This is a genomic window from Pseudomonas fluorescens, assembly GCF_041354075.1.
In the GTDB taxonomy this organism is placed as follows: Bacteria; Pseudomonadota; Gammaproteobacteria; order Pseudomonadales; family Pseudomonadaceae; genus Aquipseudomonas; species Aquipseudomonas fluorescens_CE.
Genome location: NZ_JARZGC010000033.1, coordinates 22,504 through 42,226, shown reverse-complemented (window position 1 = coordinate 42,226; position 19,723 = coordinate 22,504). Strand labels below are relative to the sequence as shown.

Below are 19,723 nucleotides of genomic sequence, written 5' to 3'. Positions count from 1 at the left end.
AGCGGAGTGTCAGTCGACACGTGCATTGACTGACACTCCGCTTTCGTCGGAACGCCGCCCGGAGCAAGCCCGCTCCCACGAGGGATTTACGGTGCAACCAAAAACGAATAATAAGGATCGAGCCATGCGCGCACTGGCTGCATTGAGCCGCTTCGTCGGCAACACCTTCGCTTACTGGGTACTGATTTTCGCTGTGGTGGCGTTCCTGCAACCCGCGTGGTTCATCGGCCTGAAAAGCGCCATCGTGCCGCTGCTGGGGCTGGTGATGTTCGGCATGGGCCTGACCCTGAAACTCGAAGACTTCGCCGAAGTCGCCCGCCATCCCTGGCGCGTGGCTCTGGGGGTTGTCGCTCATTTCGTGATCATGCCCGGCGTGGCGTGGTTGCTCTGCCAGGCGTTCCACCTGCCGCCGGAAATCGCCGTTGGCGTGATTCTGGTCGGTTGCTGCCCAAGCGGCACCTCGTCGAACGTGATGACCTGGCTGGCGCGTGGTGACCTGGCGCTGTCGGTGGCCATCGCCGCCGTCACTACTCTCCTCGCTCCGCTGCTGACGCCGGCGCTGATCTGGTTGCTGGCCTCGGCCTGGTTGCCGGTTTCGTTCATGGAGTTGTTCTGGTCGATCCTGCAAGTGGTGCTGCTACCGATCGTGCTCGGCGTCGTCGCCCAGCGCCTGCTCGGTGATCGGGTTCGCCACGCGGTGGACGTGCTGCCGCTGGTGTCGGTGGTGAGCATCGTGATCATCGTCGCGGCGGTCGTCGCGGCCAGCCAGGCGAAAATCGCAGAGTCCGGCCTGCTGATCATGGCGGTGGTGATGCTGCACAACAGCTTCGGTTACCTGCTGGGCTATTTCACCGGGCGCCTGTTCAAGCTGCCTCTGGCCCAGCGCAAGTCCCTGGCCCTGGAGGTCGGCATGCAGAACTCAGGCCTGGGCGCCGCGCTGGCCAGCGCGCACTTTTCGCCGTTGGCTGCCGTGCCCAGCGCACTGTTCAGCGTCTGGCACAATATTTCCGGGGCGCTGCTCTCGACGTATTTCCGCCGGATGAGCGAGAAGCAGGATCAGGACAGCGCGGCGCAGCGGGTCTCGGACTGACTCGCGCTTGATCCCAGGATTGATGATGGGCACTCTATGGCGCATCGCGAGGACGACCTTGCGGCTCATTCGAGTCATCACTCTGGGGACGGCCCCGTCATCGATGGAGGTCTGTCATGTCCTGGATCATTCTGTTCTTCGCCGGCCTGTTTGAAGTGGGCTGGGCGGTCGGCCTGAAATACACCGACGGCTTCAGCCGCCCTCTTCCCACCGCCCTCACTGTTGCCGCCATGGCCATCAGCCTGGGCCTGCTGGGTCTGGCCATGAAGGAATTGCCGCTGGGCACCGCGTACGCGATCTGGACCGGTGTCGGGGCCGTGGGTACGGTCATCGCCGGCATCATCCTGTTTGGCGAGTCCATGGCGCTGTTCCGGCTCGCCAGCGTGGCGTTGATCGTGGCCGGACTGATCGGGTTGAAAATCAGCACCTGACAACCCTTCGCCCATGAAAAAGCCCGCCCCTCTATCCATAGAGGGAGCGGGCTTTTTCGTTACTGTAGGGGCGGGCTTGCCCGCGATGGGGGGTCAACGATCACGCGGGCGGTCTGATGCTCCACGGCGTTTGAGCCACCATCGCGAGCATGCTCGCTCCTACATCTACACCAGGTCAACTCTCGGCCAGGGCCATGCGCTCACGGGCGACCGAGGTCTTTTCCGCGTGCTCCAGTTGCATGCAGCGTTCGAGGAACAGATACATGTAGTCGTAGCTCTTGCAGATGGCCTGACGCAGTTCGCTCTGCAGGGATTTGCTCGCGTTCATCCCGGCCAGGGTGCAGATGATTTCCAGTGCTTCCCAGGGATGGGCGTCGTCGTACTGGGCATGCATCTTCAGCCACTTCATGGCCCGCTTGCGATCCTCCTCGGGAAACGCCGCTGCATAGACGCCCGTCGAACAGACCAGCGCCGACCACTCACCCGTCGCGCCTTCAATGGCGTAATTGGTGGCGGCAATGGCGACGATCAGCGAGTCCGCTGAACTGGTGTGCCAGCACCAGTGGCTCAGGGCGTGAAGTTCAGGCGCAACCTGCTGGGCCTGCAGGTCTTCAAGGCTGACACCATGGGCACGACTCCAGTGCACCCAGTAGTCGGCGTGGTTGAGTTCCACACGAATGTTGCGCATCAGCCAGCGACGCGCCATGTCCTCGCCGGGATGGCGGGCAAAGCGGGTCTTGGTCAGGTTCTGGGCCATGTAGAGCGCGAATTGTTCGACCACTGGCCAGCCACCGATCAGGTAGTGACGCATGGTCCTGGCGCTGAGCTTGTTATCGCGCATGCGCTTGTACAATTCGTGCTCGACAACCCGGCGTTTACTCTCGCTGCAGTCCTGGATCAGTTTCTGAGCCCAGGCGGGGTAACTTGCAGCTTCCATGAGGGGTCCGGTTCGGTTGAATGAGTCGATCACTGTCGGGTTCCTTCTGATTGTGATTGTAAGGATCAGCGAGAAATTTCAACGGAACGTGCCAGGCGCCTTGAACAGCAAAGGTTGAGGCCTGGCAGGACGACATTGCAGACTATCGCAGGTAAACAGATGCGGGCGCTCAATGACATACCCTTGAGCGTAATCCACCCCGATCTCCAGCAATGCCTGCTCGATCTGAGGCGTTTCAACAAACTCGGCAATCGTACGCTTACCCATGACATGCCCGATGTGATTGATCACTTCGACCATGGCGCGGTTAATCGGGTCGTCCAGCATATCCTTTACGAAACTCCCGTCGATCTTCAGGAAGTCTACAGGCAAATGTTTCAAGTAAGCGAATGAGGACATTCCGGCGCAAAAGTCATCAAGGGAAAAATGACAGCCTAACCCTTTGAGTTCGTTGATAAATCTGATCGCACTGCCTAAATTCGAGATCGCGCTGGTCTCAGTGATTTCAAAACAAATCATTTCAGGCGGTATCGAATACGTAACGAACTGTTCTCGCAGGAAATCGAGAAATGCCTCGTCTCCGATGGTACTGCCTGACAGATTGATCGCACACATGGCCAATGGCCCCTGGTTCCGCTCGGCGATGCACTGGGCAATGATCTTGAACACATTCTGCACGACCCAGCGATCCAGAGACGTCATCAGGCCATAACGCTCGGCGGCGGGAATGAAACTGTCCGGCAGAATCATGCGCCCGGCTTCATCGTGCAGGCGCAACAGGATTTCGATATGGCCCGTGCCGTGTTCGGCTTGCCCCAGAGCCGCGATTTCCTGGGCGTACAGACAGAAGCGATCTTCCTCCAGCGCCATGTGCAGACGCTGGACCCAGGCCATCTCGCCGAAGCGCAGCGACAGTTCCGAGTCATCGGCGTGATACACCTGCACCCGGTTGCGACCCTTTTCCTTGGCCATGTAGCACGCCATGTCAGCGGCGCGCAGTGAGGTTTCGAGGGTGGTCGGGTGCTGGTTGACGTGCACCAGCCCGACGCTCACGGTGGTGACGAAGGGTCGGCCTTTCCAGACGAAATGCAGGTTTTGCACGGTCTGGCGCAGGCTTTCGGCGATCTTCTCCGCCGCTTCCGGGGCGCAATTCTCCAGCAGGATGCCAAATTCGTCGCCGCCGAGCCTGGCCAGGGTATCGCCCTCGCGCAAACCCGACTGCAGCAGCGCGCAGATATGCCGCAGCAGCTCGTCCCCGGCCGCATGCCCGCAGGTGTCGTTGACCAGCTTGAATTGATCCAGATCGAGGAACATCAGGGCGTGGCGCCCCGGCAGTCGCGTCAGGCCGTGCAGCACCTGTTCCAGGCGATATTCGAACTCCCGGCGATTGGCCAGGCCGGTCAAGGCATCGTGGGTCGCCTGCCAGGACAGGTTGGCGATGTACTGCCGCTCCTGGGTCATGTCGTGCAGGACCAGCACCGTGCCGCTGACCTTGCCCGCGTTGCGGATGGGTGCCCCCACCAGCGTGACCGACACCGTGCTGCCGTCCAGGCGCTGGATCAGCTTGGAATGTTCACTGCCGCCGGTGAGCTGGCCGCTCTGGATGCGCTCGATCAGGGTGAAGCCCTCGGCTTGGGCATTCTCGTCCAGCACATTGAACAGCGCAGCCAGAGGCAGACCGGTGGCCTGCTCGGCTTTCCAGTGAGTCAAGGCTTCGGCCGCCGGGTTCATGAAGGTAATGGCGCCCGCGACATCGGTGGTGATCACGCCGTCACCAATCGATTGCAGGGTGATCTGCGCGCGGTCCTTCTCCAACTGCAAGGCGTCGGCAAACGCATGACGCTGCTTGAGCAACTTATGGGTGCGCATCAGGGCCAGGACAATCAGGCCCAGGGCGGTGGCGAGGTTGGTGATCAGCAACAGGCGAAGAATGACCCGTGATCCCTCCCCCAAGGCATCGCTGAACGCTCTCGCCGCCGGTGTGACTTCGTCGTTGATGGCGAAGATCTGCGCCTTCCACCGCTGGATATCGGCATCGGAGGCCCGGGCGGTGATGATGGTCTGGTGCATTTCCCGGGCCACCTCGTCGAGCTTGACCAGGTAGGCGTCCCCCACGGTCCAGCGGTCAATGGCCTTTTCCAGATAACTGAAATGGCGAAAGTTGAGGTACAGCCAGATCAGGCTGGACACGTCATCCGGGTGGTTGCCGCCTTTGAGAATCGCCACCCGTGCCGCCTCGATGTCCGGAGGCTGGCGATCCAGGGCCACACGCAACTCATGCCCGCCCTGTGGCACGGCGATAGCGTTCTGAAACTTACGAAAAATCGTCTCGTCACGACTGTCGGCGTAGAGATTGAGGTAATAGATGGCGTCTTTCTGGCCCTTCGACCAAAGGCTTTCACCGGCTACATAGCCGCGTACCGCCGAAAGAACATAGAGGCTGACGCCGCCCAACAGCGCCTGAAACAGCACCACGGCAATAAACGGCCATACGATGCCCAGCAACCGTGGCGTTCCGAGAGTCCGCGCTTGATTCATGAGGTCCCTATATTAAGCACTGCTTGATCGTCTTCCGGACGAAATCGCTAACGCAAGACTAGGGGGCGTTTTCAATTCCGGCAAGCGACGGATATGCGTCCCCGCCCTGCGCGCGCGGGATGTAGATATGTACCACCCGCAAGCGTCTCGAAATCGATGTACTGCGCTCCCGGCTTTCCTTCCAGCCAGGAAGGGAAGCGTTCACAAGGAGTGCGACATGCCAGCGACCCCTTTTGCTGCATCCGATTCACCGATCGATGATGAACAGCGCGCCAGACAAGCCCTGGGCCTGAACAACGGCCCGGATATAGACACATGGCTCCTCACCCCCACAGCCCGGGATCGAAGACGCCACAAAGCGCTCGCGCGTACGTCACCCGGACTCGATCTCGATCTGACAACGCAAACCCTTACCCGCCTGATCCAGACCGTCAAGACCTTCCTGGACGGCAAGCCTTCGTTGATCGGTCATCTGTCGCGCGACACCCTGAGATCCGTCTCACAGGAAGCATTGCGCGCCCGCCCTTCGGTCTACCTCAAGCAGATACTCGACGCGCCACCCGCACAGGATCTGGCGGACCGCCTGCTCAAAGCGCTCAGGTGGTACGGTGCGCGCCCTGGCGAGCAGACACCGGTCAGCGTCAGGTACATGCTGGTGTGCAAGGCGCTCTATTTTTATCTGCACTCGACGTCAGTGGACCGGAGCGACGCATTCGCCGGCTTCAACTGGTCGGATCCGAGCCATTGGGGCAAAAGCTACGACACCCTGCGCGAGGATTTCGAGCAGCATCTGCTGCGCGTTCGATGGGCCACCACCCCCCATGAATCAGTCATCCTGGCGCAAGTGCTGCAGACCTGGCTCTCAAGGGACTTCTCGGTGCCGGACATTCCGTCCGATCTGCGCTACAGAAGTTCGGTGGTGTGGGTGAATTTCATGCACGGTGTGCTGCTGGCCGACGAGCTTGGCCTGGACCGAGCCACCCCGCTGTCCTTCCAGACGCTGATCAATCTGCCCCTGGAACACAGCGCCAGCGCATCGCCGCCAGAGCTTGCAACCATCACCCGGCTGAGGATCGGTCCGGCGCTGCAATGGGCGGTCTGCATGGGACTGGTGACTGCAAAAGCCCAGTCCGACTACGACGCGCAGGACATTCAACGTGCCCTGGAAGCGCTGGAGGCCCAGAGCGAACAGTTGAGCGACGCCGTGCAGCGGCTGGATGAGCGCCCGCCGGATCGACTGCAAATGGCCAAGCGGATCAAGGATGAACTGTGGGGGGCGAAGGCCTTCGAAACCGACGGCCACCGGCTGCTCGCCCTCCCCCCTGCGGACCGCGCAGGCGCCAGGGATGTGCCAACCCTGAAACTGCCGGGCCACGGTTTTCTCGACGTCTACGTGGACGGCCAGTTCGATGATGGACAAAGATGGACCGTCACGCAGTCCGACGGGACCACGCCAACCCGGCAGACCTTCCGGGTCGACAGCCAGCGAACGACCCACTCGGAACGCCTGGATCCTCAAGGCGAGTACAGAACGGTGTTCCACGGGGACGTTGCCATTGCTTCCGGCAAGCGACTGCCGGATATCAACGCGCAGTTTTCCACCGCCTTCGAGCAGCACCTTTCGACCCTGCGGGCGGCCTATCAGACCCTGATCGCCAGCCTGTTGGCCTCACTGCCCCTGGCGGAACGTCGGGCGCTGGAACAGGGTGACGTGCACGTGCTGGGGTTGCGACAGACCCTCAAGAAAAATGGTCAATCGGAGGTGGTCCGGGCCAGGAAAGGTTTCCTGCTCAAGGTGACCCACGCGCACATCATCACCTATTACGAGGTGATCCCGAGTGCAGGCTTCATATGCCAGCGAACCACCTTGAGGTTTTCGACCATCAATGGCGTACGCACCGAGTTTCCCCTGCACGCCTCAATTCCCAACCAGACCTACGCCCCTGAGCAGAACCTGAGCACAACGCTCCTGCTGGACTGGTCTGCCCACGTTCATGGCAGGGTGCCAGCCGCCAGGGCGTATTGCGTAGGCTGCCTCGACAGCATGGCGCACATCCCGGCAACGGTTCCCGCCGACTCGATTGTGATCGGTGAAGCCATGGCACTGACGCCGAGACTGCAGGCGATCGCTCAGCGCATTGCAGCGAAGTATCTGTTCGTCGACGAACAGCATCTGCGTCTGCAGGCCCGCGGCCTGACGGCCTTCGACACCCTCAGGGCCGAGGGCAAGCAGCGTCGTGAGACGTTCATTGCCACTGTCAAAGCGTTCGCGCCCTTCTGGGGCAGCATCGAGGACCTGATGTCGGACGACATCGAGACGAAGGTCATCGGCGGGGTGGGACTGGTATTTGACCTGGCGTCATTCTTCTTGCCCATCGGCAAATTCATTTCCGGCTCGATGCGCCTGGCCAGGCTCGGCAGTGGGGCTTCGCGCATGGCCGTCAAGGCAACCCTGCCATCCTATTCAACGCTGACCCGCAAACTCCTCACCGCGTCGCTGCAAAACCTCAACCCGCTGGACGGCATTCCGTCACTGCTGAAATCGACGTTCAGCGGTATCGGCCGTTCGCTCTTCACCCTCGGTCGACTGGGCATAAAAGGCGTCAAGCACCTGATCGGACATTCGGCAGACCACTATCGCCTGGCCGACCACCTCTACCAGGTCAGCGACCCGGGGCGTTGGAGACCGCTGTCCAATGGCGATCAACTGGCAACGATCAACGGCATCGATGACGTGCTCGTGCGCAACACCAGCACATCGGGCGGCAGACGCTTGCACCTTGTCGACCCGGTGACGTCCCTGCCCTACGGGCCACGGCAGCCCGACAACCTCAGGCAAGGGCGCTCGACGTTCAATATGCTGCCCGCGACCAAATCCCACGCCCTGGTAGAGGTACCAGGCCACGCCCACGTCCGTGAACTGCTTGAGGTCGATGGCCGTACCACGCTGCTGATCGATGACATCCCCTATCGCCTGGACGGCGATCAACTGCGCCGTGCCGACCTGATCGACGATCAGTCGATCTACAAGCACCTCCCCTGCCGGACACGGCGCATGGACGGCCCCAACACCGTTTGCAATACCCGCTATGTCACCCACACCCCGGCACCGACACCGCCCCCTGGCAGCCATGACCCGAGCAAGGGCTTTGCCGAGTGGTTTGGCGACAGGGTCTATACGCCGGCGTTTGTAACGCGGCCATTGCTGCTCAATGCCCTGCGCACGTACAAGCGGCTCAATGCACGCCTGCTGTTCCAGAAGGGTCTCTACGCACGGATCAAGGTGCGGATCCGCCGTGGCAACCGGTTCGACAGCCTGGAGACAGGCGCCATCATCGTCCCGGCCCTCAATGAACCCAAACACTATGTCTTCACCCGCCTGGGCCCGGGAGATTTCTATGTCGCCGAGCGCCCGGCAGGGTCAGGTGTCTTCGCACCGTTGACCCTGCACACGGCGCAAAACCTTCCCGCTGACCTTGCCGACGAATTGAAGACCGTCTACATCGGCTCGCTGAACGCCAACAACATGGCCAGGATTCACGGTGCAGGCGCCGTGGAGCGCGCGATGAAAACCATGGACGACATTGCCATTCCCATTGGCGGTCACGCCAACCCGCCTGCCGACCTCAAATGGCTCAAGGTCGATACCAGCCCGGGCGAAGCGGTGCTGTTCGACCATCGAACGCGCATGATCGTGACCCGGCTGGCGGACGGCGCGGCCTCCTGGTCCCGCAGCCGCAACGCTCCGGACGCCTTTCGCCAACGAACTGCAGAAATCTTCGACACCTTGTTCGTCGAACCGACCATCAGCGTCAAGCGCAACAGTGACTTGAAGATCAACAGGGCCATGAACAGGTTCCAGGAGCTGCTGCCGGCCAATCTTCAATCGCAGAATCCGAGGAACATCGCGTTCGCAGACGTCGTCACCGCCGATGGCAAACGCGAGGTGTATGTCAGTGTGTCGGGAGGGTTGGGCCTCACCGCAGAGCTGCCGCTGTTCAAGGCGCCTTTTACGCCTGATGGGGTGATCGTCAACGGCACCACTTACTTCAATGTCGACTTCGGGCAGACCTTCACCCGAACGTCGCTGAACCTCTCAGGCGATGGAAAGGTGCTGGCCATACCCCACACCATCAAGGACATCGATACCTACACACCGCAGATGACCCGCCGCCCGACCTCCCTGGACAGTGAAGCCAAGCTGATCAGCACACTCAGGGAAAAGTACCCGCAGAACAGCCTGCTCGCCTCGGTCGACGTGGCCACCACCATGCCGCCGTGCAACAGTTGCTCGGTGGTGATCAAGGCGTTCGGTCACGACGGCGCTGCCGATGCCCTGCAGGTACTGTGGAAGTGACCTACAACTGCTGCAGATGGCCGTAGAGTTTGGCGTACAACCCGCCATCGGCAATCAGTTGTTGATGGTCGCCATCCTCGGCAATCTTCCCGCCGTCGAACACCAGGACCCGGTCGGCCTGCTTCACCGCTGACAGGCGGTGGGCAATGATCAGCGTGGTGCGTTGGCTCAGGAACCGGGCCAACGCCTGGTGCAGGTTGTACTCGGTGGCGGCATCCAGGGCCGAGGTGGCTTCGTCGAGAATCACCACCTTAGGCTCCGCCAGCACCATTCGCGCAATCGCCAGCCGCTGCCGCTGGCCGCCGGACAAACGCACGCCGGAACGGCCGACGACGCTGTCCAGGCCATTGGGCAGCTCGCGGATGGTGGCGTGCAACTGGGCGATTTCCAGGGCCTGCCAACAGGCTTCGTCGCTGCGGTCACGGCCCATGGTCAGGTTGGCCCGCACGGTATCGTTGAACAGCGCCGGGTGTTGCAGGACCACGGCAACGTTTTCCCGCACGGCTTCCAGGCCGATCTCCTGCTGGGTCGAACCGCCAAAGCGGATCGTCCCGGCCAGTGGCGTGTACAGGCCCAGCAGCAACTGCACCAGCGTGCTCTTGCCGCCACCGCTGGCACCGACGATCGCGACCTTTTCACCGGGGGCAATCGACAGGTTCATCTGGTTCAACACCAGTTCGTCGCCGTAGCCGAAGCTCAGCCCCTGGACTTCGATGCCGACGGTCTCGCGGCCGTAGAACGGATCGACACCGCCCGGGTATTCGGGCTCATCGGCCCGGGCCAGCAATTCGTTGATCCGCGACAGCGCGCCACCGGCGGCGTAGTAGGCATATTGCAGGTTGAGCAATTGCTCCACCGGGCCAATCATGAACCACAGGTAGCTGAACACCGCGAGCATCTGGCCGATGGACAGGTCGGAAAAGAGCACTGTGAGCATGGCGGCGGCACGGAAGATGTCGATGCCGAACTGGAACAGCAAACCGCTGGCCCGGTTCGAAGCATCGGTTTTCCATTGCGATGTCACGGCGTAGTCCCGCACTTCCCGGGCACGCTGGCCGAGGCGGCCGAGGAAGAAGCCCTGGCGGTTGCCGGCGCGGACTTCCTGGATGGCATCGAGGGTTTCGGTCAGCGCCTGGGTGAATCGCGAGGTACTGTCGTTCTCGAGCTTCTTCAGGTGTTTGACGCGCTTGCCCAGCAACACCGTGGCGTAGATCACCAGGGGGTTGAACAGCATGATCAGCAGCGCCAGCTTCCAGTGCATCCAGATCAGGATGCTCGCGGTGCCGACCAGGGTCAGCATGGCCACGAGGAAACGGCTGAGGGTTTCGCCGACGAATTTGTCCAGGGTATCGAGGTCGGTCACCAGGTGCGTGGTCACGGTGCCGCTGCCCAGGCTTTCGTATTCGCCCAGTGAGATGCGTTTGAGCCGCTCGATCAACCGGGTGCGGATGCGGTACACGATGTCCTTGGCCAGGGCCGCGAACAGTTTGGCCTGCACCACGTTGAACAACAGGGCCGCGCAGCGCAGCAACAAGGTCACCAGCAGCATCAGGCCGATGTAGCCCGCTGCTTTCTGCCAGCCCTGAGGCAGCAGGTGGTTCATGACCTTCAATGCAGAATCGCCATGCCCCAGCAGCACTTCGTCCACCAGCAAGGGCAGCAGCAAGGGGATGGGCACGCTGCACAAGGTCGCCAGCAAGGCCACGCCATTGGCGATCCACAGGGCTTTCTTGTGCTGCAGGGCCAGGCGGCGTATTTCCGCCCAGCTCAGTCGATCGACACGTCGGGTAGCCGCTGTTTCATCAAGCCGCTCATGCACAGGCGGCGCGCTCCAGCCAACGGCCGAGCAAGGGTGAGAGGACGCTCAGGGGCTGGTAACCATTGGTCAGCAAGGCCAGTTGACCGTCACGTTCGGCCAGCAGGGTCGGGAAACCGGCGATGCCCAGGTCCTGGACCCAGGTGAAGTCGGCTGCCGTCGCCGTGTGCATGTCGGCCCGGTCGAATGCGGCCGCGAACTCGATGCGCGGCACACCTGCCTGCTCCGCCAGCTCCACCAGCACGCTGGCGTGGGTGACGTCGCGACCCTCGACGTAGAACGCCTGCTGGATCAGGCCCAGCAAGGTCCAGGCGCAATCGGGGGCCAGGCTGCGGGCGGTGACCAGCGCTCGGCAGGCCGGCTCGGTGTCATAGACAAAACCTTCGGGCAGCGCGCCTTCGGTCTTGAACGGCTGGCCCGTGGCCTCGGTGACCGCTTGCCAATGCTCGAGAATGTAGCGCCGAGTGCTCGGCTCCAGCGCCGAACCGCTGCCGGTGCGCAAGCCGCCCACCACCAGGTGCACGTCCACACCGGCCGCCTGCGCCTGCTCGACCAGCGCTTTGGCCACCGGCGCGAAGCCCCAGCACCAGGAACACATGGGGTCCATCACATAGAGCAGGCGGCATGCAGACATGGTTCAGGCCTCGGAAGGAGTTTGCTTGTAGTTGTAGCCGATCGGGTGAGGCAGGTTGCGAGCCTTGGCCAGCTCGATCTGTTTCTGCCGGTCTACGGCGCTGCGGCGGGTCTTCTCGCTCAGGTTATCCCAGCAATGCGGGCAACTGATGCCGGCCACGTAGTGCTCGGAGGCGCGATCCTCCACACTAACCGGAGTACGGCAGGCGTGGCATTGATCGTAGTCACCCTCGCTGAGGTCATGACGCACGGTCACGCGGTTGTCGAAGACGAAGCAGTCGCCCTGCCATTTGGTTTCTGCCTGCGGCACCTCTTCGAGGTACTTCAGAATGCCGCCCTTGAGGTGATAGACCTCGTCGAAGCCTTCGCTGAGCATGTAGCTGGAGGCCTTCTCGCAGCGAATGCCGCCGGTGCAGAACATCGCGACCTTCTTGTGCACGGCCGGGTCGAAGTTGGCTTTGATGTAGTCGGGAAATTCACGAAAACTGGTGGTCTTCGGATCGATGGCGCCTTCGAAGGTGCCAATCGACACTTCGTAGTCGTTGCGGGTATCGATCAACAGCACTTCCGGATCGCTGATCAACGCGTTCCAGTCCTGCGGCTCGACATAGGTGCCGACCTGCTTGTTCGGGTCTACACCGTCGACACCCAGGGTGACGATTTCCTTTTTCAGCTTGACCTTGGTGCGATAGAACGGCTGCTCGTCGCAGTACGACTCCTTGTGATCGATGTCGATCATGCGCGGGTCGTTCTTCAACCAGGCAAGCAGGCCATCGATGCCTTCGCGGCTGCCGGAGACGGTGCCGTTGATGCCTTCCTCGGCGATCAGCAGGGTGCCCTTGATGCCGTTGTCGACCATCGCTTGCAGCAGGGGCTCGCGCAGCTCGACGTAGTTTTCCAGGGTGACGAACTTATACAGTGCCGCCACGACAATCTGTTGTGTCATGGGTGATTCTCCAGGTGGCTACCCTCGTAAGGGGTGAACCGGATTCAAAAAAAAACGCGCCGGGTGAGCGGCGCGTTGCGGATTCTAGCAAAAAACCTGGGGTCAATGCTTGCTGCCGCCAGCGCAGGTCGGCGAGGCCGGAGCCGTGTCGACCTGTGCCCATTCCTGCGGGGTGTAGGTATGCAGCGCCAACGCATGGAACTCGCCCATCAGCTCGCCGAGCGTGCCGTAGACCTTCTGGTGGCGCTTGACGCGATTGAGTCCTTCGAACTGCTGGCTGACCACCACCGCCTTGTAGTGGGTTTGCACCCCACGGCTGTGCATGTGGCTTTCGTCCAGCACCTGGAGGAATTCGGGCTGCAGCAGGCCCAGCGTCGATTCGATGCGTTGTTGCATGGTCATGCCCGGGCTCCGGTCAAGGCTTCTTCTTGGCAGGAGCGGCAGCTTTTGGCTCCAGCTCGGCCGTCATGTCGGCCAGCAGCTTGTTGACCACCGGCACCGCGCTTTCCAGCTTGGCCTGGGTCATCTGGGCCGATTGCTGGGTCAGCTGCGGCATTTTTTCCAAGACTTTCTTGCCCAGTGGCGACTGGTAGAAGGCAACCAGGTCCTTGAGTTCGGATTCACTGAAGTTGGTGGTGTAGAGCTTGACCATGTCCGGCTTGAGCTTGTTCCAGCCAATGGCCTGGTCCAGCGCGGCGTTGGCTTTGGCCTGGTAGGTTTCCAGCAAGGCTTTTTTCGACTCGGGCGCTTTGGTCTGGGCAAAGCGTTGAGCGAACATCTGCTGCACTTGCATGTACACCGGGGTGCCCAGTTTGTCAGCATGCGCCAGGGTCAGGAAAGCCTCGGCACTGGCGTTGTGGCTGGCGGTATCGGCAAAGACAGGGCCGCTGGCGCAAACCAGTGCAACCGCGGTACAGATGGCACGAAGACGAGTCATCGAGTTTCCTTTTCTAGCAGGCGAGGTAAAACCCCAAGGGCGACCATTCTGCGCCTAAAAATCTGTGTCACTCAAGCCCAAGCCTTGCCGGGCCTGATTTAGAAGGGTTGAATGGTCGAAAACCAGACCGATGGAACCACGGCCGGCATGCACGGCCTAAACTGCGCAATTGGACCTTCAGGAGTGAGCACGATGAGCCGTATCGAAACCGACAGCCTTGGCCAGGTTGAAGTCCCGGAAGAAGCCTACTGGGGCGCTCAGACGCAACGCTCGCTGATCAACTTCGCCATCGGCAACGAACGCATGCCGCTGGCGGTACTGCACGCGCTGGCGCTGATCAAGAAAGCCGCAGCGCGGGTCAACGACCGCAATGGCGACTTGCCTGCCGATATCGCCCGCCTGATCGAACAGGCCGCCGACGAAGTGCTCGACGGCCAGCACGACGACCAGTTCCCGCTGGTGGTCTGGCAGACCGGCAGTGGCACCCAGAGCAACATGAACGTCAACGAAGTGATCGCCGGGCGTGCCAACGAACTGGCCGGCAACCCGCGCGGCGGCAAGTCGCCGGTGCACCCCAACGATCACGTCAACCGCTCCCAGAGCTCCAACGACTGTTTCCCCACCGCCATGCATATCGCGGCGGTCCAGGCGGTGCAGCATCATCTGCTGCCGGCGGTCAGCGAGCTGTCCGGCGGGCTGGCGGAGTTGGCCGCACGCCACATGAAGCTGGTCAAGACCGGCCGCACCCACATGATGGATGCGACACCTATCACCTTCGGCCAGGAGCTCTCGGGCTTCATCGCACAGCTCGATTACAGCGAACGGGCGATCCGCAGCGCACTGCCGGCCGTCTGTGAACTGGCCCAGGGCGGCACGGCGGTCGGCACCGGATTGAACTCGCCACAGGGTTTCGCCGAAGCCATCGCCGCCGAACTGGCAGCGCTCTCCGGCCTGCCGTTCGTCACTGCGCCGAACAAGTTCGCCGCGCTGGCCGGCCATGAACCGCTGACCACCCTGTCGGGCGCGCTGAAAACCCTCGCCGTGACCCTGATGAAAATCGCCAACGACCTGCGCCTGCTGGGCTCGGGCCCCCGTGCCGGTTTCGCCGAGGTCAAGTTGCCAGCCAACGAACCCGGCAGCTCGATCATGCCGGGCAAGGTCAACCCGACCCAGTGCGAAGCGCTGTCGATGCTGGCCTGCCAGGTCCTGGGCAACGATGTCGCCGTCGGTTTCGCGGCGAGCCAGGGGCACCTGCAACTGAACGTGTTCAAACCGGTGATCATCCACAACCTGCTGCAATCGATCCGCCTGCTGGCCGACGGCTGCAGCAACTTCCAGCAGCATTGCATCGCCGGGCTGGAGCCGGATGCCGGGAAAATGGCTGAGCACCTGGAGCGGGGCCTGATGCTGGTCACGGCGCTGAATCCGCACATCGGCTACGACAAGTCGGCGGAAATCGCCAAGAAGGCCTATGCCGAAGGCTTGACCTTGCGCGAGGCGGCGTTGCAGTTGGGGTATCTGACCGATGAAGAGTTCGATGCCTGGGTGAGGCCGGAGAATATGCTGGAGGCTGGGGCCAAGGGCTGATTGTTCAGCGCCTGACACACTGCCATCGCGGGCAAGCCCGCTCCTACAGGTGGGGGAACACCTGTGGGAGCGAGCCTGCTCGCGATGGCAGCAACGCGGTCTAACCGGCCGCCATCCGTGCCCGGCGCGCGCGCAGCCCGGTGATCAGCGACGGACCCAGGGCCACCAGCGCCGACCCCAGCACCACCAGCACCGCCCCGCCGTAACCCAGACCATTGATCGTCTCGGCATGTACAAAGTCGGGCCACATCCAGGCCGCAACGGCCACCGCCCCGAAGGTCACCAAGGGTGTGATCGCCAGCGTCGCACTGACCCGCGAGGCTTCCCAGTGCGCCAGTGCCTCGGCGAACGCGCCATAGGCAATCAGCGTGTTCATGCAGCACGCCAACAGCAGCCAGGCTTGCAGCGGGTTGAGTTGCAGTGCTTCGAGCGGATGGACCCACGGCGTCAACAGCAGCCCGCAGAACAGATAGATCACCATCATCACCTGCAACGAATTCCACACCGTCAGCAATTGCTTCTGCCCCAAGGCGTAGAACGTCCAGACCGTGGACGCCAGCAACACCAGCAGCACGCCGGCGGTGTAGTCGCTCAGCGAAGTGAGCAGCTCGGTCAGGCGCTGGTTGAAAAACAGTCCGAAGCCGATCAACAGCACCAACAGGCCTATGCCCTGCCCCAGGCTGAATCTTTCCTTGAACACGAACACACTGGCGATCAGCAACATGATCGGACCCATCTGCACCACCAGTTGCGCGGTGCCGGGGCTGAGCAGGTTCAAGCCCATCAGGTACAACACGTAGTTGCCGACCAGCCCGCACACCGCCATCGCCACCAGCCAGCCACCGCGTGGTCCGAGCACTTGGCGGCTGGGCAGGCGCCGGGTCGCCGCCAGGTAAAGGAACAGGCAACTGCCGGAGACCATCAGCCGAAACCAGGTGACGGTCACCGGGTCCATGACCTGCAGCACTTGCTTGAGCTTGATCGGCAGGATTCCCCACAACAGCGCGGTCAACAGGGCCAGGAACAGTCCGTAAACCCAGCGACCGGATGAAATGTGCATGCGTACCTCAGGGCCAGATGGCGGAAACCGTCATTCTAGGCGCAGCGGCCCGAGGTACACAGGGACAGTTGGCGCGCGGACGCGAATGAAACTGTGCGGGTCGCAACGATAAATGGGCGGTGGCCGTCGATCGGATTGGCGGGCGGCGCAAGGGGTTCATGCATAAGCTGATGACAGCCACCCACTTTCAGGAGATCCCCATGTTAGGCATGCGCGCCCAGGACAAGGCCCCCGCCACGCACTTTCGCAGCGACCGAGTGAGTCGGGTGAACGGCGAGCTGTACTTCAGCACCCGGGAAAACACCCTGGAGGGGCCTTTTGACAGCATGGAGAAGGCGCTTCTGGAGATCGAGGCTTATATTGGGCGGATGCAGGCGTTGAGTGCCGGACGTTAGACCGAGTCGCTCCCATCGTCGGATCGCCGCCCGGAGCCAGCCCGCTCCCACATGGACCTTCCGAACACGGAAGATCCATTGTGGGAGCGGGCTTGCTCGCGATAGCTATCTAACAATCTCCGCAAATCTCACGCTTCACCGCACCGCTTCAAACAACCCGGAAGCCCCCATCCCTCCCCCTACACACATGGTGACGATGCCGTAACGCAGATTGCGCCGCTGCAACTCGCGAACCAGGTGGCCGACCTGACGCGAACCGGTCATGCCGAACGGGTGGCCGATGGAAATCGAACCGCCGTTGACGTTGTACTTCTCGTTATCGATGCCCAACCGATCACGGGCATACAGGCATTGCGAGGCGAACGCCTCGTTGAGTTCCCACAGATCGATGTCGGCGACCTGCAAGCCCTTGGCCTTGAGCAGTTTCGGCACCGAGAACACCGGGCCGATGCCCATTTCGTCCGGTTCGCAACCGGCGACCGTGAACCCACGGAAAAACGCTTTTGGCTTCAAGCCCAGCTCCAGCGCTTTGTCCAGGCTCATCACCAGCGTCATAGACGCGCCGTCGGAGAGCTGCGACGAGTTGCCCGCCGTGACCGAGCCGTCTTCGGCAAACACCGGTTTCAACCCGGCCAGGCTTTCCAGGGTGGTGTCCGGGCGATTGCAGTCGTCGCGGTCGACCACGCCGTCGAGAATCTGCACCTGGCCGCTCGCCTTGTCCTCGACCCGATATTTCACGGTCATCGGCACGATTTCGTCATCGAACAACCCGGCTGCCTGCGCCTGGGCGGTGCGCTGCTGGCTTTGCAGGGAATACAGGTCCTGGGCTTCACGGCTGACGTGGTAACGGCGGGCGACCACTTCGGCGGTCTGGCCCATGGGGAAGTAGATTCCCGGCACCTGCTCCTTGAGCAGCGGGTTGATCAGGTTGTCGGTGTTGACGCTTTTCATCGTCAGGCTGATGGATTCGACGCCACCGGCAACGATGATGTCGCTGCAACCCGAGGCGATCTGGTTGGCCGCGATGGCAATCGCCTGCAGGCCCGAGGAGCAGAACCGGTTGAGGGTCATGCCGGCCGTGCCGGTGCCCAGGCGCGACAGCACCGCGACGTTGCGCCCGATGTTGTAGCCCTGGGCGCCCTCGTTGGAGCCGGCGCCGACGATGCAATCCTCGACGCTCGCCGGGTCGATGCCGCTGCGGGCCAGCAGTGCATTGACGCAATGGGCCGCCATGTCGTCCGGGCGGGTCTGGTTGAACTTGCCACGAAAGGACTTGGCCAGGCCGGTCCGCACGCTGTCGACGATCACCACTTCACGCATGGCATACCTCATTGTTGTTGTCGGTTGAGAGTGGACCGAGCATAAGTCCAGCCCTCAGCGCCCGCGACAATCATTCACCCGGCGTATGCGTCACCATCGGCCCGCACTTTGAACTACTTGCGTTTTTTGCCGTGCCCGTCGGACTTTTCGAAGGCCGCTTCCAGGGCATCGTTGAGGGTGCGCAGCACCTTGACCCGAGCCCAGCGCTTGTCGTTGGCTTCCACCAGCGTCCAGGTGGAGATCTCGGTGCTGGTGCGGTCGACCATGTCGCCAACCGCCGCCCGGTAGGCGTCCCACTTTTCGCGGTTGCGCCAGTCGTCTTCGGTGATCTTGAAACGTTTGAACGGGGTCTGTTCGCGTTCCTCGAAGCGCTCCATCTGCGTGTCCTTGTCGATGGCCAGCCAGAACTTGACCACCACCACGCCGGCATCGGCGAGCTGTTCTTCGAAGTCATTGATCTCGCCATAGGCTCGCAGCCAGTCGGCAGGGCTGCAAAAACCTTCGACCCGTTCGACCAGCACTCGGCCATACCAGGAACGGTCGAACACGGTGAACTTGGTCCGTGCCGGTATGTGTCGCCAGAACCGCCACAGGTAGGGATGCGCCCTTTCTTCCTCGGTGGGCGCAGCGATGGGCACGATGCTGTATTGGCGCGGATCGAGTGCCCCCGCCACCCGACGAATCGCCCCGCCCTTGCCTGCCGCGTCGTTGCCTTCGAACACCGCGACCAGGGCGTGGCGGCGCATGCGTTTGTCGCGCATCAGCCCGGAGAGCCGCGCCTGTTCGGCGATCAGCAGTTCTTCGTAATCCGCCTTCTCCAGACGCCGGGTCAGGTCGAGGCTGTCGAGCAGGCTCACCCGGTCGACGCTGCTGACCAAGGGCGCGGCGCTGACTTTCTCCGGGTGGATGTCGGGTCGTTTCAAGGCGCCTTGCAGGCCTTCGAGCAGGATCTTGCCGACCGCCAGGCTGCGATAACGCGGGTCCATCCCGGCGATCACGTGCCACGGGGCGTAGTCGCGGCTGGTGCGGCGCAATATGCGCTCGCCGTATTTGACGAACTTGTCGTAAGTCTGGGATTGCTGCCAGTCCAGCGGGCTGATGCGCCAGCTGTGCAGCGGGTCGTCGGCCAGGGATTTGAGCCGCGCCTTCATCTGCTTCTTGGACAGGTGGAACCAGAACTTGAAGATCAACGCGCCTTCGTCGCAGAGCATTTTCTCCAGGCGCTCCGCACCATTGATGGCCTGGTCGAGTCGCGGGTCCTTGAACACGCCATGGACGCGGCCCTGCAACATCTGGCTGTACCAGTTACCGAAGAAAATGCCCATGCGCCCCTGGGCCGGCAGCATTCGCCAGTAGCGCCAGGCGGGCGGGCGGGCCAGTTCCTCATCGGTCTGCTGGTCGAAGGTACGGACCTCGATCAGGCGCGGGTCCATCCATTCATTGAGCAGCTTCACCGTCTCGCCCTTGCCCGCGCCTTCGATGCCGTTGATCAGGATGATCACCGGAAAACGCTTTTGCTGCTGGAGCTCGAACTGAGCTTCGAGCAAGGCTTCGCGCAGCGCCGGTACTTCGGCGTCGTAGGTGTCTTTGTCGATGACGTGACCGATTTCGGCAGATTCGAACATGGACCGCTCCCTTTCAAGATTGCACAAGCCTAGCGGAAAAACACACGCCCA

15 protein-coding genes are annotated in these 19,723 nt (G+C 62.1%); 5 read left to right on the top strand and 10 right to left on the bottom strand.

The window, feature by feature from the left end; all coding sequences use genetic code 11:
• Window positions 1–124 precede the first annotated feature (124 nt).
• Entirely contained in the window at window positions 125–1,090 is a 966-nt protein-coding gene (locus tag QIW53_RS26060) for a bile acid:sodium symporter family protein (RefSeq protein ID WP_371052456.1), read from the top strand.
• Between the two features lie 116 nt (window positions 1,091–1,206).
• Window positions 1,207–1,521, top strand: a complete 315-nt coding sequence (gene sugE, locus QIW53_RS26055; protein ID WP_192306145.1) for a quaternary ammonium compound efflux SMR transporter SugE — start codon at window positions 1,207–1,209, stop codon at window positions 1,519–1,521.
• A 175-nt stretch (window positions 1,522–1,696) separates the two neighbouring features.
• On the opposite strand, the gene QIW53_RS26050 is transcribed toward sugE, so the two are convergent.
• Window positions 1,697–2,458, bottom strand: coding sequence for a TenA family transcriptional regulator (locus QIW53_RS26050; RefSeq protein WP_371052455.1), 762 nt, complete (start codon window positions 2,456–2,458; stop codon window positions 1,697–1,699).
• 78 nt (window positions 2,459–2,536) lie between these two features.
• Window positions 2,537–4,996 (bottom strand): EAL domain-containing protein, encoded by a 2,460-nt coding sequence (locus QIW53_RS26045; protein ID WP_371052454.1) that lies wholly within the window; start codon window positions 4,994–4,996, stop codon window positions 2,537–2,539.
• A 217-nt stretch (window positions 4,997–5,213) separates the two neighbouring features.
• Between QIW53_RS26045 and QIW53_RS26040 the strand changes: the two genes are divergently transcribed.
• Window positions 5,214–9,353, top strand: a complete 4,140-nt coding sequence (locus QIW53_RS26040; protein WP_371052452.1) for a hypothetical protein — start codon at window positions 5,214–5,216, stop codon at window positions 9,351–9,353.
• Window position 9,354: 1 nt separating this feature from the next.
• On the opposite strand, the gene QIW53_RS26035 is transcribed toward QIW53_RS26040, so the two are convergent.
• The 5 genes from QIW53_RS26035 to QIW53_RS26015 all read right to left on the bottom strand — a co-directional run bounded on the left by QIW53_RS26035 (window position 9,355) and on the right by QIW53_RS26015 (window position 13,685).
• On the bottom strand, window positions 9,355–11,172 hold the full coding sequence (locus QIW53_RS26035; RefSeq protein WP_371052450.1) for an ABC transporter ATP-binding protein: 1,818 nt from the start codon (window positions 11,170–11,172) through the stop codon (window positions 9,355–9,357).
• Window positions 11,165–11,803 carry a DsbA family protein gene (locus QIW53_RS26030; RefSeq protein ID WP_371052448.1) on the bottom strand — a complete coding sequence of 213 codons (639 nt, stop codon included), beginning with the start codon at window positions 11,801–11,803 and terminating at the stop codon, window positions 11,165–11,167. The genes QIW53_RS26035 and QIW53_RS26030 overlap by 8 nt, the downstream gene beginning before the upstream one ends.
• A gap of 3 nt (window positions 11,804–11,806) precedes the next feature.
• Window positions 11,807–12,748: an oxygen-dependent tRNA uridine(34) hydroxylase TrhO gene (gene trhO / locus QIW53_RS26025; RefSeq protein ID WP_371052447.1), complete on the bottom strand. Its 942-nt coding sequence runs from the start codon at window positions 12,746–12,748 to the stop codon at window positions 11,807–11,809.
• 102 nt (window positions 12,749–12,850) lie between these two features.
• A complete protein-coding gene (locus QIW53_RS26020; protein ID WP_371052446.1) occupies window positions 12,851–13,150 on the bottom strand; it encodes a BolA family protein in 300 nt (99 codons plus the stop codon).
• Window positions 13,151–13,163: 13 nt separating this feature from the next.
• Complete coding sequence (locus QIW53_RS26015) at window positions 13,164–13,685, bottom strand: DUF2059 domain-containing protein (protein ID WP_192306129.1); 522 nt, start codon at window positions 13,683–13,685, stop codon at window positions 13,164–13,166.
• A 192-nt stretch (window positions 13,686–13,877) separates the two neighbouring features.
• Between QIW53_RS26015 and QIW53_RS26010 the strand changes: the two genes are divergently transcribed.
• Window positions 13,878–15,272, top strand: coding sequence for a class II fumarate hydratase (locus QIW53_RS26010; protein WP_371052445.1), 1,395 nt, complete (start codon window positions 13,878–13,880; stop codon window positions 15,270–15,272).
• A gap of 100 nt (window positions 15,273–15,372) precedes the next feature.
• Here the strand turns inward: QIW53_RS26010 and QIW53_RS26005 are convergent, their stop codons facing one another.
• Window positions 15,373–16,332 (bottom strand): DMT family transporter, encoded by a 960-nt coding sequence (locus QIW53_RS26005; RefSeq protein ID WP_371052444.1) that lies wholly within the window; start codon window positions 16,330–16,332, stop codon window positions 15,373–15,375.
• Between the two features lie 200 nt (window positions 16,333–16,532).
• On the opposite strand from QIW53_RS26005, the gene QIW53_RS26000 reads away from it, so the two are divergent.
• On the top strand, window positions 16,533–16,727 hold the full coding sequence (locus QIW53_RS26000) for a DUF6316 family protein (RefSeq protein ID WP_371052443.1): 195 nt from the start codon (window positions 16,533–16,535) through the stop codon (window positions 16,725–16,727).
• Window positions 16,728–16,862: 135 nt separating this feature from the next.
• On the opposite strand, the gene QIW53_RS25995 is transcribed toward QIW53_RS26000, so the two are convergent.
• A complete protein-coding gene (locus tag QIW53_RS25995) occupies window positions 16,863–18,047 on the bottom strand; it encodes a thiolase family protein (protein ID WP_371052442.1) in 1,185 nt (394 codons plus the stop codon).
• 113 nt (window positions 18,048–18,160) lie between these two features.
• On the bottom strand, window positions 18,161–19,672 hold the full coding sequence (pap, locus tag QIW53_RS25990) for a polyphosphate:AMP phosphotransferase (RefSeq protein ID WP_371052440.1): 1,512 nt from the start codon (window positions 19,670–19,672) through the stop codon (window positions 18,161–18,163).
• Window positions 19,673–19,723 lie beyond the last annotated feature (51 nt).